This is a genomic window from Agromyces sp. Marseille-P2726, assembly GCF_902809835.1.
Lineage (GTDB): Bacteria > Actinomycetota > Actinomycetes > Actinomycetales > Microbacteriaceae > Agromyces.
Window position 1 is genome coordinate 244,818 of record NZ_CADDWM010000015.1, and the last position, 13,684, is coordinate 258,501.

The following is a 13,684-nucleotide window of genomic DNA, read 5'->3' on the forward strand; positions in this document are numbered from 1 at the left end:
CCGAAATGACGCGGGGCCGGCCCTCACGGACCGGCCCCGCCGGATGGTCAGGTGATGATCGGCAGGAGTGGGATCGCGGCCCATCCGGCGATCAGGCCGCCGATGATGGGGCCGACGACGGGAACCCAGGAGTACGCCCAGTCGGACGATCCCTTGCCCCTGATCGGCAGGAACGCGTGCGCGATGCGCGGACCGAGGTCGCGGGCCGGGTTGATCGCATACCCCGTCGGACCACCGAGGGACACGCCGATACCGATGACGAGCAGCGCGACGGGGAGCGCTCCGAGCGCCGCGAGGCCGCCGTCACCCTGCCGGCCGCCGCCGAACCCGATGACGACGAACACCAGCACGAAGGTGCCGATGATCTCGGTGACGAGGTTCCACGCGTAGTTGCGGATGCCGGGGCCCGTCGAGAACGTGCCGAGCTTGGGGGCCGGGTCGGGCTCCTCGTCGAAGTGCTGCTTGTAGGCCAGCCACACGAGCACGGCGCCGATGATCGCGCCGATCATCTGGGCCAGTATGTAGGCCGAGACGGACAATGGGTCGACCGGGACGGTGATCCCGAGTCCTGCGTTGCCGAACTCGGTCGCGCCGTTCGCCACGAGGCCGAGGGTGACCGCCGGGTTGATGTGCGCGCCCGATGCGTAGGCGACGATGACACCGGAGAAGACCGCGAGGCCCCAGCCGATCGTCACCATGAGGAACCCGCCGTTGAAGCCCTTCGTCTTCGCGAGGGCGACGTTGGCGACGACGCCGCAACCGAGAAGCACCAGCATGCCGGTGCCCACCAGCTCGGAGAGGAACAACCTCCAGAGATCGTCCACGTTGACCATCCATCCTTTTCGCTAGGCCCAGGGCCGTCGCCCGTGGGGCGGAACAAGGCAACACTACTCACAGGAGACCCTCAGGCGGAACGGTTCGTCGGCGATTCGATTCCGCCACTACCGGCCGGGCCGCGTGCTGGCGTAGGTTGGCGGGGGAGTGCTGCGTCGGCGTCGCTGCATGGGTGCTCGGCGTGCGGCAGCCATGGAGAAGGGGTGCCCGTGAAGAAGATCATCAACGATCCGAAGCGCGTCGTCGACGAGTCGGTGGCGGGCTTCGGCCTGGCACATGCCGACATCCTGCGCGTCGAGATGGATCCGATCCATGTCGTCCGCGCCGACGCTCCCGTGGCCGGGAAAGTGGGAATCGTCAGCGGCGGCGGAAGCGGTCATGAGCCCCTGCACGCCGGCTTCGTCGGCTTCGGCATGCTCGACGCCGCGGTGCCGGGGGCCGTCTTCACCTCGCCGACACCTGACCCGATCCTCGCCGCGACCAAGGCGGTCGACGGTGGGGCCGGCGTGCTGCACATCGTGAAGAATTACACCGGGGATGTCCTGAACTTCGAGACCGCCGCCGACCTGGCCGGTGCCGACGGCATCGACGTGCGAGCGGTCGTCACCAACGACGACGGGGCCGTGAAGGACTCCCTCTACACCGCCGGTCGACGTGGAGTCGGCGGCACCGTGCTCGTCGAGAAGATCGCCGGGGCCCGTGCGCAGGCGGGGGGATCGCTCGATGAGGTCGCCGGGGTGGCCGAGCGCGTGAACGCGAATGCGCGCTCCATGGGCATCGCCCTCACCCCCTGCATCGTCCCGCACGCGGGGGAGCCGAGCTTCACGCTGGCGGAGGACGAGATCGAGATCGGCATCGGGATCCACGGTGAGCCCGGCCGGGAGCGCATCAAGCTCGAACCGGCCGATGCGCTCGTCGATCGGATGCTCCAGCCGATCCTTGAGGACCTTCCGTACTCGAGCGGCGACCGCGTGCTGCTCTTCGTGAACGGCATGGGCGGCACGCCGCTCGTCGAGCTGTACATCGCCTATCGGCGGGCCGTGGAGGTGCTCGAGGAGCGGGGCATCGACGTCACTCGTTCCCTCGTGGGCAACTACATCACCTCGCTCGAGATGCAGGGCATGTCGATCACGTTGCTGAAGCTCGATGACGAGATGATCGAGCTGTGGGATGCCCCGGTGCAGACCGCGGCACTTCGGTGGGGACGATAGGGAGGCACCGTGGGACTGGACATCACCTGGGCGGTGGACTGGGTCAGGCGGAGCGCGGATGTGCTGTCCGACCACCGCGTCGAGTTGATCACGCTCGACCGCGAGATCGGCGACGGCGACCACGGCGAGAACATGGACCGGGGTTTCCAGGCCGTGCTGCCGAAGCTCGATGACCTGCCTGCCGGATCCACCCCCGGTGATGTCCTGAAGCTCGTCGCAACGACGCTGATCTCGACGGGCGGCGGCGCGGCGGGGCCGCTGTACGGCACGGCGTTCCTGCGGGGAGCGGGGGCGGCCGATTCCTCGGCGTCACTCGACGGCCCCGCGGTTGCTGCCGTGCTCGCGGCCGCACGAGACGGCATCGTGGCTCGCGGCAAGGCGGAACCCGGCGACAAGACCATGGTGGATGCCTGGACTCCGGCGGTGGATGCCGCGGAGGCCGCGGCTTCCGACGGGGCGGATGCCGCGGCGGTGCTTGCGGCTGCGGCATCCGCCGCGTGGGCCGGTGCGGAGGCGACGGAGCCGCTCGTCGCGCGGAAGGGCCGGGCCAGCTATCTGGGGGAGCGTTCGGCAGGGCACCGCGATCCCGGAGCGCAGTCCACCGCGCTGCTCCTGCAGGCGGCGGCCGACACGGCGTCCGCCGCCGCGGGGGCCTGAGGTGGGCACGCCGGGAAAAGTCGGCATCGTGTTCGTCTCGCACTCCGCCCGCATCGCGGCGGGCCTGGTCGAGCTCGCCACGCAGATGGCTCCGAGCGCCTCGTTGTTCGCAGCCGGAGGCACTGATGATGGACGCATCGGGACGAGCTTCGACCTCGTGAGCGCCGGCATCGCCGAGGTGGACTCGGGCGAGGGTGTCGCCGTGCTGTGCGACCTCGGCTCGGCGATCCTGACCGCTGAGACCGCGATCGAGTTCCTCGACGACGACGTTCGCAACCGGGTTCGCATCGTCGATGCTCCGCTTGTCGAAGGGGGAGTGGCCGCTGCGGTGGCAGCCGAGGCCGGCGATGATCTCGAACAGGTCGTGGCGGCGGCGGAGTCCGCGCGGGCGGTCGCCGCAACGGGTGCGGGCGCTGAGCCGGCGGATGCCGCGGAGGAGAGGTTCGACCGAGGACGTGGCGGCGCGGCATCCGGCCACGCTCGGACCGTGACCCTCGTCAACGCCGACGGCCTGCACGCGCGACCCGCCGCGGAGCTCGTGAAGCTCGCCAGCACCTTTCCCGAGCGGGTCACCGTCAACGGCGTCGACGCGAAGAGCCTGCTCGCGATCATGTCCCTCGGGTTGACCAAGGGGGCTACGGTCGAGATCGCGAGCGATGACCCCGAGGGCGGGCGCGCGGTCGAGGCGTTGGCCGCTCTCGCGGAATCCGGCTTCGGCGAGCACTGAGAGCGAGCTGAGGGCCCTTGGGGCTACTTGCCGCCCGCGACTCGGATGTCGGCGCCTGACGTGTACGAGGCGTCCGGTGAGAACAGGTAGGCCACAGCGCCGGCGATCTCATGCACCTCACCCGGGCGTCGCATCGGGATGCCGGGGGCACGCTCGTCGGGTGCGTTCGGTCGTCCAGCGACAGCATGGATCTCGGTGCGCGTCGTGCCGGGGGAGACGGTGTTCACTCGAACACCGACCGGGCCGAACTCCTTCGCGGCATCGGTCGTGAGCATGTTGATCGCAGCCTTGCTCATGGCGTAGGGGATGTACGTGTTCGCGGAGCCGGTCGCTCCGGCGCTGGAGGAGATGTTCACGATGCAACCGCCGGCCCCGCCTCGATCGGTCGCCATGTGGCTGATCGCCGCCTGCGTGAGCACGATCGGCGCGAGCACGTTGATGCGGAAGAGCAGCTCCGTTTCGTCGATGTCGACGTCGAGGAAGCTTCCGATGCGTCCGGTGATGCCGGCGTTGTTCACGAGACCGGTGACCGCGCCGAACTCGGCGACGGCCGAGGGCACGACCGTGGAAGCGGCATCCAGATCGGCGAGGTCGATCCGAAGTAGGAGGACACGAGCGCCGGATGCCTCGCACGCGCGTACGACGTCGGCCGCTTCTTCCTCACGCTCGCGGTAGGTGAGCACGAGATCGTGTCCGTCTGCCGCGAGTCGCTCGGCGATCGCGGCACCGATGCCTCGGCTGGCTCCGGTGATGATCGTGACGGGGCGGTTCGAATCCGAGTGCATCTGCCCAGCCTATGGCGGGTCGCCCCGCGATGCTGGCGCATGAAGCGGAGGCGGGCGTACCATCAGCACAATGGCACGCGAAGAGGCGAGCCCGCCCCAGGGCAACACGTTCACACGATTCTTCGATCGCGTCGACCGGGCGCTGCAGCCCGTGTTCGAGGAGCGCCGAGCGCCGTCGGATGACGACGGCCCGACGCAGCCCACGGATCAGAAGCCCTGCCCGATCTGCGGGCACCCCATGTTCGAGCATCTGATCGACCATTCGACCCCCAACGCGGTGCTCATCTGCCCGACCGATGAGCGATTGCCCGAGCGCGAGGTCGAGGGCCCGTACAACGAGCTCGGCATGCCCGCGAGCGGCCGCCGCGCCGAGAGGTTCGAGGAGCGCCGAGAGGCCCGGTGAGCGTGTCGCCCGAGTGAGTCCGACGCCCGAGGAGATCGGGAAGCCGTTGCGGCGCGCGTCGTTCCCGATTCTCGGCGCTGAGGCTCGTCGGGGGAGGCATACGTCGCGGGCGTGGGTCGATCCGGAATCCTGTTCCGACATAATGTGCATTATCGGCGCACGAGGGTTCGAGCGCGATCGTGACGGGATCGCTGCTCAGGTGCGCGTTGATCCAGGTGGTGCTCACCACGGCATGTCGCGGTCGACCGAGCGCTCGGAGTCGTCGGGGAACTCCGGGAGTTCGCTGCCGCCGGCGCGGATGCAGAGCCAGCGAAGCTGTTCGGGACTGTCGGGCGTGCAACGCCACGTGCGCCAGACGCCCTGACCGACGCGGATCAGCGTGCCCGGCCCAACCTCGAGCACATCGTCGTCGAGTCCCATCTGGCCACGCCCGGCCAGGAAGACGTAGAGCTCCTCGACCCTCGCGTGCCGATGCCAATAGCCGGCCTCCTCGCCCGGCTCGAGCGCGTTCGCGGTGAGGCCGATGTACTGCATCGTCAACTCGTGGTCGACGACGCGTCGGCCGTCGCGAGAGGTCTCGGGCCGGAATCCGCCGAAATGCGAACGCCACTCGTCGATTCCGCCGATCTCCAGTACCTCGTAGTCCGTCACGCTCCCACCTTAGGGGCGGCCTTCCGATCACGGCTGACATCCCGGGGCGCCACGACGGTGCCCGTCAGGCGCCGACGTACGCCGCGAGGTGCTCCCCCGTCAGCGTCGATCGCGCCGCGACCAGATCGCCGGGCGTGCCCTCGAACACGACCCGGCCGCCATCGTGTCCGGCTCCGGGGCCGAGGTCGATGATCCAGTCGGCGTGCGCCATGACGGCCTGGTGGTGCTCGATGACGATGACCGACTTCCCCGAGTCGACGAGCCGATCGAGCAGGCCCAGCAGGTTCTCGACGTCGGCGAGGTGCAGGCCCGTCGTCGGCTCGTCGAGGATGTACACACCGCCCTCCTCCGCCATGTGCGTCGCAAGCTTGAGACGCTGTCGTTCGCCGCCCGACAGTGTGGTGAGCGGCTGCCCGATGGTGAGGTACCCGAGGCCCACGTCGGCGAGCCGCTGCAGGATCGCATGAGCGGCGGGGATCCGCGACTCCCCCGACGCGAAGAACTCCTCGGCGTCGGCCACCGACATCCCCAGTACCTCGCTGATGTCCCGGCCACCCAGGCGGTACTCGAGGACGGATGCATCGAACCGCTTGCCTTCGCAGACCTCGCACGTCGAGGCGACGCTCGCCATCGGCCCGAGATCGGTGTAGATCACGCCCGCGCCGTTGCAGTTGGGGCAGGCGCCCTCGGAGTTGGCGCTGAACAACGCCGGCTTCACCCCGTTCGCCTTGGCGAACGCCTTGCGGATCGGCTCGAGCATGCCGGTGTACGTCGCCGGGTTGCTTCGCCGGGATCCCCTGATCGCGCCCTGGTCGATCGACACGACGCCCTCACGGCCCGACACGGAACCGTGGATGAGCGAGCTCTTGCCCGACCCGGCAACGCCGGTCACCACGACGAGGACGCCCAGCGGGATGTCGACGTCGACGCCCTGCAGGTTGTTCTCCTCAGCTCCGCGGACCTCGAGCGCGCCCGACGGTTCGCGGAGGGTCTGCTTCAGCGCGGCTCGATCATCCAGGTGTCGGCCTGTCAGGGTTCCGCTCGCGCGTAGCTCCTCGACGGTGCCCTCGAACACGACCTCTCCCCCGCCGGCGCCGGCGCCCGGGCCGAGGTCGACGACACGGTCGGCGATCTCGATCGCCTCGGGCTTGTGCTCGACGACGAGCACGGTGTTGCCCTTGTCGCGAAGCTGTCGCAGCAGGTCGTTCATGCGCTGGATGTCGTGCGGGTGGAGGCCGACCGTGGGCTCGTCGAAGACGTACGTGACATCCGTCAATGACGATCCGAGGTGCCGGATCATCTTGGTCCGCTGCGCCTCGCCGCCTGAGAGCGTGCCCGAGGACCGGTCGAGCGAAAGGTACCCCAGGCCGATCTCGACGAAGGAGTCCATGATCTGCTGCAGGTTGGCGAGCAGCGGCGCGACGGATGGCTCGTCGAGGCCGCGAATCCACTCGGCGAGGTCGCTGATCTGCATGGCACACGCGTCCGCGATGCTGATGCCGGCGATCTTCGAGGAGCGCGCCCCCTCGGCGAGCCGGGTCCCGCCGCATTCGGGACAGGCGGCGAAGGTGACAGCACGCTCGACGAACGCACGGATGTGCGGCTGCATCGCGTCCAGGTCCTTCGACAGCATGGACTTCTGGACCTTCGGCACGAGCCCCTCGTAGGTGAGGTTGATGCCCTGCACCTTGACCTTGGTCGGCGCCTTGTAGAGGAAGTCGTGGAGCTCGGCCTCGCTGAAGTCCTTGATCGCCTTGTCGCCGTCGAAGAACCCGGATTCCGCGTACATCCGAGTGGCCCAGCCGTCTGCCGTGTAGCCCGGCACGGTGATCGCGCCGGCGGTCAGCGACTTCGTCTCGTCGTAGAGCTGCGTGAGGTCGATGTCGGAGACGGTGCCCATGCCCTCGCAGCGGGGACACATGCCGCCGAGTTGGGTGAAGTCGACCGACTTGCTCTCCCCCTCGCCGACCGTGATGGCACCACTGCCGTGCACCGTCGGAATGTTGAAGGAGAACGCCTGAGGAGAGCCGATGTGCGGCTGACCCAGACGGCTGAAGAGGATGCGGAGCAGGGCGTTCGCGTCGGTGACCGTGCCCACGGTCGACCGCGCGTTGGCGCCCATGCGCTCTTGATCGACGATGATCGCGGTCGTGAGTCCCTCGAGCACGTCGACCTCGGGCCGGGAGAGATTCGGCATGAACCCCTGCACGAATGCGCTGTAGGTCTCGTTGATCATCCGCTGGGACTCGGCGGCGATCGTCTCGAACACGAGCGAGCTCTTGCCCGAGCCCGACACGCCGGTGAAGACGGTCAGTCTTCTCTTGGGGATGTCGACGTTCACATCCTTGAGGTTGTTCTCGCGCGCGCCCCGCACGCGGATCAGGTCGTGGGTGTCGGCAGGGTGCGTCTCGCCGGTCGAAGGATTCGTGGTCGTGATCGTCATACGTCAGCGCGGCTCCTGGATGCGGACCATGTTGCCCGCGGGGTCGCGGAACGCGCAGTCGCGCACTCCGTAGGGTTGGTCGATCGGCTCCTGCGCGACTTCGGCGCCACTGGCCTGTACGTGCTCGAACGTGCCGTCGACATCACTGGTCGCGAGCACGATGCTCGCGTACGTGCCCTTGGCCATCATCTCGGCGATCGTACGACGCTCGTCGTCGGTGATTCCGGGATCGGCGGCGGGCGGATGCAGGACGACGGATGTCTCGGGCTGGTCGACCGGGCCGACGGTGATCCACCGCATTCCCTCGTACCCGACGTCGTTGCGCACCTCGAAGCCGAGCACGTCGCGGTAGAACGCCAAGGATGCCTCGGGATCGGTGTGCGGAAGGAACGTGTACTGAATCGTGATGTCCATACGGAAACGCTATCGACGGCCGGTGACGGCGGCTTCTCGATTCCTGATCGGTCTGGTCACCCGTTTCGCGACGACCGACGGAACGCCCTCGAGGGGGTGCATGGCCTCACGACGGTACACGCTCGGGGGCACGCCGACGAGTTCGGTGAACCTGGTGCTGAACGTGCCGAGCGACGTGCATCCCACTGCGAAGCAGACCTCGGTGACGCTGAGGTCACCGCGCTGCAGGAGTGCCATCGCTCGCTCGATCCGCCGTGTCATGAGGTAGGCGTATGGCGATTCGCCATAGGCCTGCTTGAACGCGCGACTCAGGTGCCCCGAGGACATGTTCGCACCTCGCGCCAGCGCTTCGACGTCGAGCGGCTGCGTGTACTCGCGGTCCATGCGGTCTCGAACGCGGCGCAATTGGGCGAGGTCACGGAGGCGCTGCAGCTCGGCCGGAGTGCTTTCCACCTGCGCGATCGTGCCACGTCGAGCGGACGTTGTCCAGCGAGGTCGAGGACGCATGCGCCACGGAGACGGGTTCATGGTCATCCGTCCTCGGCGTCGCGGTGGAGCTGTCGGGACGCGCCATCGCGTGGATGCCACGCCATCGACACGACAGGTCGTCGTCCTCCCGGAAAGCGACTCCCCCGGGCCGTCGGGCGATCACCACGCTTATTCAGTCTTGACTTATATAAGTGACCACGCAACAATATACCCATGCACGCGCTCGACATCCTCGGCGACCCGGTTCGGCGGCGCATCCTCGAGTTGCTCGCCGAGGGCGAATCGTCCGCGGGCGAACTCGGGCGGGTCGTTCAAGAGGAGTTCGGCATCTCACAGCCGGCCGTGTCACAGCACCTGAGGGTGCTCCGAGACGCCGGCTTCGCGACCGTGCGCCCCGAGGGCACGCGGCGGCTCTACGCACTCGAACCGGGCCCGCTCGCCGCGGCCGACCAGTGGTTCGACGCGTTCCGGCGCTTCTGGCAGCCGCACCTCGATGCGCTCGGTACCGAGCTCGCGCGGGGGCGTAGGCAGCGGCGTCTCGCTCAGGAGAACACCTCCGAGCACCCCTCGGCCGGCGCGGAGGCCGGGCAGGCCGACCAGAACCGACCCGCACCTGACACATCCGACAACGACAAGGAGTGACACGAATGATCGACATCAACGCCCAGCTCGAGGCGGTGGACCGCACCGTCCGTACCGAAGACGTGGAAGGGGTCCCGTCGCGAGTGCAGACGCTCGTCCAGACCTACCCCTCCCCGATCGACGACGTCTGGGACGCCGTCACGAGTGCCGATCGCATCACTCGCTGGTTCCTTCCGGTCAGTGGCGACCTCCGGCTCGGCGGGCAGTACCGGCTCGAGGGCAATGCGAGCGGCACGATCCAGTCGTGCGAGCCGCCGCAGGCGGGCACGGCGCAGTACGACATCACGTGGGAGTTCGGAGGCGGCGTGACCTTCGTCACCGTTCGCCTCGAGTCGGTGGGTTCCGACCGCACACGTCTGGAGTTGCAGCACGTCGCCCCGGTCTCGGCGGTCCCCGACGAGCTCTGGCAGCAGTTCGGCCCCGCCGGAACCGGCATCGGCTGGGACTCCGGGCTGCTCGGGCTCTCGCTGCACCTCACCGATCCCGACGCGCGTCCCGAAGACCCCGAGGCGTGGACCCGGACCGACGAAGGCAGATCGTTCCTGCGCGGCTCGGCCGACGCCTGGGCGGTCGCCCACGCCGGCGATGGCATCGAGATCGACTTGGCGCGGACGGCTGCCGACACGACCTACGCCATGTACACCGGCGAGGGCCCCGGGCCCAGCTGAGGCAGGAACACGGCACGACGACATGGGCCGCCCTACCTCGCTGCTCGGCAGAACACGCGACGACGCGCGGGTTCACATCCGACACTCAGTCGCCGCGGAGGAATACCCTGACTCGTGCAGTGCACCACGTCATCGCACGAGGAAAGGGCAGCTCATGTCGTCGCCGCAGTCCAACACCGTCTTCGCCGGGTTCTCGCTGGACTCAGCGAATCTCTCGAAATCCGCGATCAACACCGTCCGTACCACGCTCGGAATCTCGGGCGCCGTCGCACTCATCGTGGGCATCATGATCACGTTCTGGCCGAAGAACTCGGCCGTCGTGCTCACGGTGATCCTCGGGATCTACCTCATCATCGCGGGGCTGGCCTACGTCGGCCTCGGCATCTTCTCGAAGGGCATCTCAGGTGGGGCGAGAGCCCTCGACATCATCCTCGGCGTGCTGTTCGTGATCGGTGGGGTCGTGGCCGTGACCAACCCGTCCGAGAGCGCCGTCGTGCTCGGCATCTTCCTGGGCATCCTCATCGGGATCCTGTGGATCGTCGAGGGCGTCGTCGCGCTCGTGCAATCGGGCGATGCGCCGTCGAAGGGATGGGCGATCTTCTTCGGCATCCTGAGCATCATCGCAGGCATCGTGCTGCTGTTCAGCCCCATGTTCGTCGTGGTGCTCTGGTGGATCCTCGGGATCTCGCTCATCGTGCTCGGGATCATCCAGATCGTGCGAGCGTTCCGCTTCGGCCGCGGCGCGACCAGCAGCGACGCCGCGGCGGCCACGACGTAGCCGCGACCTTCGACGGCGAGGGCCGGTCGAGCGCACCAGCGTTCTCGACCGGCCCTCACCGTGTGCGCGCGACTCAGGTCTCGCGGGCGAAGCCCGATGTGTCACCCACGTAGCGCGTGTGGTCGGCGGGCACCGGGTCGGTGGCGGCTGCGGCGACCTCGGCGGCGAACTCGGCCACGTTGTAGAGCCGGCCGGCCTCCTGCTTGCGTGCATCGATCGCGCCGGGGTTCGCGCGTTCGAGCAGCGTGGCGGTGATCGTACCCTCGATCATGTCGCCCGAGACGACGACGAACTCGATCCCGGATGCCTCGAGCTCGGGCAGTTTGGCCCGGAGTGCGTCTTCGCCCGCCCGCTTCGACAGCGCCACCGGCTCGTACTCGGGCATGGTCGGCGTCGTGCGGATGAAGTGGGCCTGGTGACTCGTGACGAAGACGATGCGGGCGCCCTCGGCTAGGTGCGGAAGTGCGCCCTCGACCACGTTCAGCTGCGCGTCGCGATTCAACCGCATGGCGTAGTCGTCGCCCATGCCCATCTCCATGCCGCCGGAGGCGTTCAGGACGAGGATGTCGATCGGACCGAACTCGGCGACCGCGCGCTCGAACATCGCAGCCACCGACGCGGTGTCGGTCAGATCCGCGCCGACGGCGATCGCGCGACCGCCCGCCGCCTCGATCTCGGACACCACCTTGCCGGCACGCGGCGCCTTGCTGCGATAGTTCACGACGACCGAGGCCCCCGCCGCAGCGAGGTAGCGCGCAGTGTCGGCGCCGATCCCTCGCGACGAACCCGTGACGAGAGCGACGCGACCGGCGAGCGATCCTGGGGCGAGTGGGTTCGTCACGGCGGGACTCCTCGGGGAAGTGCGGGTTCGCGGGCGGGCCCGGCGAATCACCGCCCACGAGACTATCAAGGCCGCGCGGCCTCTCGCGTGCTGCTAGTTTCATCGCGGGGCCGTGAGAGGAGTACCAGTTGGATGTGCTGACCCAGTACGGCTGGATCGTCTGGCTCGTCCTGATCCTGGTCTTCGTCATCATCGAGGTCTTCACGCTCGAGATGACGTTCCTCATGCTCGCTCTCGGCAGCGTCGTCGGGTTGCTCTCCGGGCTCTTCGGGATCCCGTGGTGGGCCCAGTTCGTCATCGCGGCGGTCGTCTCGCTCGCACTCGTCCTGACCCTGCGGCCTCCCCTGCTGCGCATGCTGCGCCGCAGCGGAGACCCGGCACGTAGCAACATCGACGCCCTGATCGGCGCCGACGCAGCCGTCGTGCGCACGGTGACTCCCGCTGGGGGGCGGATTCGTCTCCAGAGTGGAGACATCTGGTCGGCGCGCCTCTCCCCCATCACCGAGCAGAACGATGTCGCGGTGGGCCAACGGGTGCTGATCACGGGCGTCGACGGCGCGACGGCGGTCGTCGTCCCGACCGAACGCAGCGCCCCGAGTCCGTAGGGGTTGCTCCGAGTGCGCGGTGATAGGTTCGTGGAACAGACCGTCGAAGGGGCGATCGTATGGTGGACCTGACCCAGTACCTCTGGATCGTCTGGCTCATCTTCATCTTCGTCTGCGTGATCATCGAACTCCTCACGCTCGAGTTCACGTTCCTCATGATCGCCTTCGGTTCCGTGGCCGGCCTCGGCGCCGAACTCCTCGGCTGGGAATGGTGGGTGCAGTTCCTCGTCGCCGCCGCGGTCTCCGTGCTGCTGATCCTCACCATCCGCCCGCTGCTGCTGAAGACGATGCGACGCGGCGAAGACCCCACTCCGAGCAACATCGCGGCCCTCATCGGCATGTCGGGGCGAGTGGTCGCACCCGTCGCCGATACGGGCGGTCTCGTCAAGCTCGCCAACGGCGAGACGTGGACGGCCCGCCGGTCATCCGAAGCCCCGCAGCCCGACATCGCCACCGGGGCATCCGTTCGCGTCGTGCTCGTCGATGGGGCAACCGTCGTCGTCGTGCCCGACGAGACGGCCGCGCCTGATGCCTCCTCAACGACCCGATAGCCAAGGAGCCCTCGCATGATCAGCATCGACGGATTCATCGCCCAGATCTTCATCGCCGTGCTACTGATCGTGGTCGGCATCTTCGTCCTGGTCGTGCTGATCCGGGCGATCCGCATCATCCCCCAGGCCTACGCCGGCGTGGTGGAACGGCTGGGTCGCTACCACAAGACCCTCTCCCCCGGACTCAACGTCCTCGTGCCGTTCATCGACCGGGTGCGGCCACTCGTCGACATGCGCGAACAGGTCGTGTCGTTTCCCCCGCAGCCCGTGATCACCGAGGACAACCTGGTCGTCTCGATCGACACCGTCGTCTACTTCCAGGTGACGGATGCCCGGGCAGCGACGTATGAGATCGCGAACTATCTCGGCGCGGTCGAGCAGCTGACCACCACGACACTGCGCAACGTGGTCGGCGGATTGAACCTCGAAGAGGCGCTCACCTCGCGCGACAACATCAACAACCAGCTGCGCGCCGTGCTCGACGAGGCGACCGGCAAGTGGGGCATCCGTGTCTCGCGCGTCGAGTTGAAGGCGATCGACCCGCCCCACTCCATCCAGGACTCGATGGAGAAGCAGATGCGCGCCGAGCGTGACCGCCGTGCACTCATCCTCACCGCTGAGGGCACGAAGCAGTCGGCCATCCTCACCGCCGAGGGCGAGCGTCAGGCCGCGATCCTCCAAGCCGAGGGTGACGCGAAGGCGGCGGTGCTGCGCGCCCAGGGTGAGGCCGAGGCGATCCTCACCGTCTTCGACGCGATCCACAAGGGCGATCCCGATCCGAAGCTGCTGGGATACCAGTACCTGCAGATGCTGCCCCAGCTCGCCGAGGGCCAGGCCAACAAGCTGTGGATCGTTCCGAGCGAGCTCACCGAGGCGCTCAAGGGCATCGGCCGCGCGTTCACCCCCGCCGCTCAGGGGTCGACGGATGCCGCGACCACCGCAGCGCCCCGAGCCGCCGCTGCGCCTCCCGACCGCGCCTGATCCA

Annotated in this window: 17 protein-coding genes; 10 read left to right on the forward strand and 7 right to left on the reverse strand. The window is 68.2% G+C overall.

The genetic code is table 11. From position 1 onward, the window contains the following. Window positions 1-47: 47 nt before the first annotated feature. Window positions 48-833: an MIP/aquaporin family protein gene (locus tag HUS56_RS13745; protein WP_173923993.1), complete on the reverse strand. Its 786-nt coding sequence runs from the start codon at window positions 831-833 to the stop codon at window positions 48-50. A gap of 210 nt (window positions 834-1,043) precedes the next feature. Here HUS56_RS13745 and dhaK point away from each other — a divergent pair, with 210 nt between their 5' ends. Genes dhaK through dhaM form a run of 3 tightly spaced genes read left to right on the forward strand, consistent with a single transcriptional unit; the run spans window position 1,044 to window position 3,429 of the window. Continuing rightward, on the forward strand, window positions 1,044-2,045 hold the full coding sequence (gene dhaK, locus HUS56_RS13750) for a dihydroxyacetone kinase subunit DhaK (protein ID WP_173923994.1): 1,002 nt from the start codon (window positions 1,044-1,046) through the stop codon (window positions 2,043-2,045). Between the two features lie 9 nt (window positions 2,046-2,054). Then, on the forward strand, window positions 2,055-2,702 hold the full coding sequence (gene dhaL / locus HUS56_RS13755) for a dihydroxyacetone kinase subunit DhaL (RefSeq protein WP_173923995.1): 648 nt from the start codon (window positions 2,055-2,057) through the stop codon (window positions 2,700-2,702). A 1-nt stretch (window position 2,703) separates the two neighbouring features. After that, window positions 2,704-3,429: a dihydroxyacetone kinase phosphoryl donor subunit DhaM gene (dhaM, locus tag HUS56_RS13760; RefSeq protein WP_254431464.1), complete on the forward strand. Its 726-nt coding sequence runs from the start codon at window positions 2,704-2,706 to the stop codon at window positions 3,427-3,429. A gap of 23 nt (window positions 3,430-3,452) precedes the next feature. On the opposite strand, the gene HUS56_RS13765 is transcribed toward dhaM, so the two are convergent. Beyond that, window positions 3,453-4,214 carry an SDR family NAD(P)-dependent oxidoreductase gene (locus HUS56_RS13765; protein WP_173923996.1) on the reverse strand — a complete coding sequence of 254 codons (762 nt, stop codon included), beginning with the start codon at window positions 4,212-4,214 and terminating at the stop codon, window positions 3,453-3,455. A 70-nt stretch (window positions 4,215-4,284) separates the two neighbouring features. Here HUS56_RS13765 and HUS56_RS13770 point away from each other — a divergent pair, with 70 nt between their 5' ends. After that, window positions 4,285-4,617 carry a hypothetical protein gene (locus tag HUS56_RS13770; protein ID WP_173923997.1) on the forward strand — a complete coding sequence of 111 codons (333 nt, stop codon included), beginning with the start codon at window positions 4,285-4,287 and terminating at the stop codon, window positions 4,615-4,617. 222 nt (window positions 4,618-4,839) lie between these two features. On the opposite strand, the gene HUS56_RS13775 is transcribed toward HUS56_RS13770, so the two are convergent. The 4 genes from HUS56_RS13775 to HUS56_RS13790 form a co-directional block, all read right to left on the reverse strand. Further along, entirely contained in the window at window positions 4,840-5,268 is a 429-nt protein-coding gene (locus tag HUS56_RS13775) for a cupin domain-containing protein (RefSeq protein ID WP_173923998.1), read from the reverse strand. Between the two features lie 64 nt (window positions 5,269-5,332). Beyond that, on the reverse strand, window positions 5,333-7,711 hold the full coding sequence (locus HUS56_RS13780) for an excinuclease ABC subunit UvrA (RefSeq protein ID WP_173923999.1): 2,379 nt from the start codon (window positions 7,709-7,711) through the stop codon (window positions 5,333-5,335). A gap of 3 nt (window positions 7,712-7,714) precedes the next feature. Then, window positions 7,715-8,125, reverse strand: coding sequence for a VOC family protein (locus tag HUS56_RS13785; RefSeq protein WP_173924000.1), 411 nt, complete (start codon window positions 8,123-8,125; stop codon window positions 7,715-7,717). A gap of 9 nt (window positions 8,126-8,134) precedes the next feature. Continuing rightward, a complete protein-coding gene (locus HUS56_RS13790) occupies window positions 8,135-8,632 on the reverse strand; it encodes a helix-turn-helix transcriptional regulator (protein ID WP_173924603.1) in 498 nt (165 codons plus the stop codon). Between the two features lie 195 nt (window positions 8,633-8,827). Here HUS56_RS13790 and HUS56_RS13795 point away from each other — a divergent pair, with 195 nt between their 5' ends. From HUS56_RS13795 to HUS56_RS13805, 3 genes are all read left to right on the forward strand, one after another. After that, entirely contained in the window at window positions 8,828-9,256 is a 429-nt protein-coding gene (locus HUS56_RS13795; RefSeq protein ID WP_173924001.1) for a helix-turn-helix transcriptional regulator, read from the forward strand. A gap of 5 nt (window positions 9,257-9,261) precedes the next feature. Further along, window positions 9,262-9,924, forward strand: a complete 663-nt coding sequence (locus HUS56_RS13800; RefSeq protein ID WP_173924002.1) for an SRPBCC domain-containing protein — start codon at window positions 9,262-9,264, stop codon at window positions 9,922-9,924. 154 nt (window positions 9,925-10,078) lie between these two features. Further along, complete coding sequence (locus HUS56_RS13805) at window positions 10,079-10,702, forward strand: HdeD family acid-resistance protein (protein WP_173924003.1); 624 nt, start codon at window positions 10,079-10,081, stop codon at window positions 10,700-10,702. Window positions 10,703-10,775: 73 nt separating this feature from the next. Here HUS56_RS13805 and HUS56_RS13810 read toward each other — a convergent pair whose 3' ends face one another. Further along, complete coding sequence (locus HUS56_RS13810; RefSeq protein ID WP_173924004.1) at window positions 10,776-11,543, reverse strand: SDR family oxidoreductase; 768 nt, start codon at window positions 11,541-11,543, stop codon at window positions 10,776-10,778. A 134-nt stretch (window positions 11,544-11,677) separates the two neighbouring features. On the opposite strand from HUS56_RS13810, the gene HUS56_RS13815 reads away from it, so the two are divergent. From HUS56_RS13815 to HUS56_RS13825, 3 genes are read left to right on the forward strand one after another with little or no spacing between them, the layout of a single operon-like run. Then, window positions 11,678-12,148 (forward strand): NfeD family protein, encoded by a 471-nt coding sequence (locus HUS56_RS13815; protein ID WP_254431517.1) that lies wholly within the window; start codon window positions 11,678-11,680, stop codon window positions 12,146-12,148. A gap of 59 nt (window positions 12,149-12,207) precedes the next feature. Continuing rightward, entirely contained in the window at window positions 12,208-12,699 is a 492-nt protein-coding gene (locus HUS56_RS13820) for an NfeD family protein (protein WP_173924005.1), read from the forward strand. 15 nt (window positions 12,700-12,714) lie between these two features. Next, window positions 12,715-13,680, forward strand: coding sequence for an SPFH domain-containing protein (locus HUS56_RS13825; RefSeq protein WP_173924006.1), 966 nt, complete (start codon window positions 12,715-12,717; stop codon window positions 13,678-13,680). Window positions 13,681-13,684: the final 4 nt, after the last annotated feature.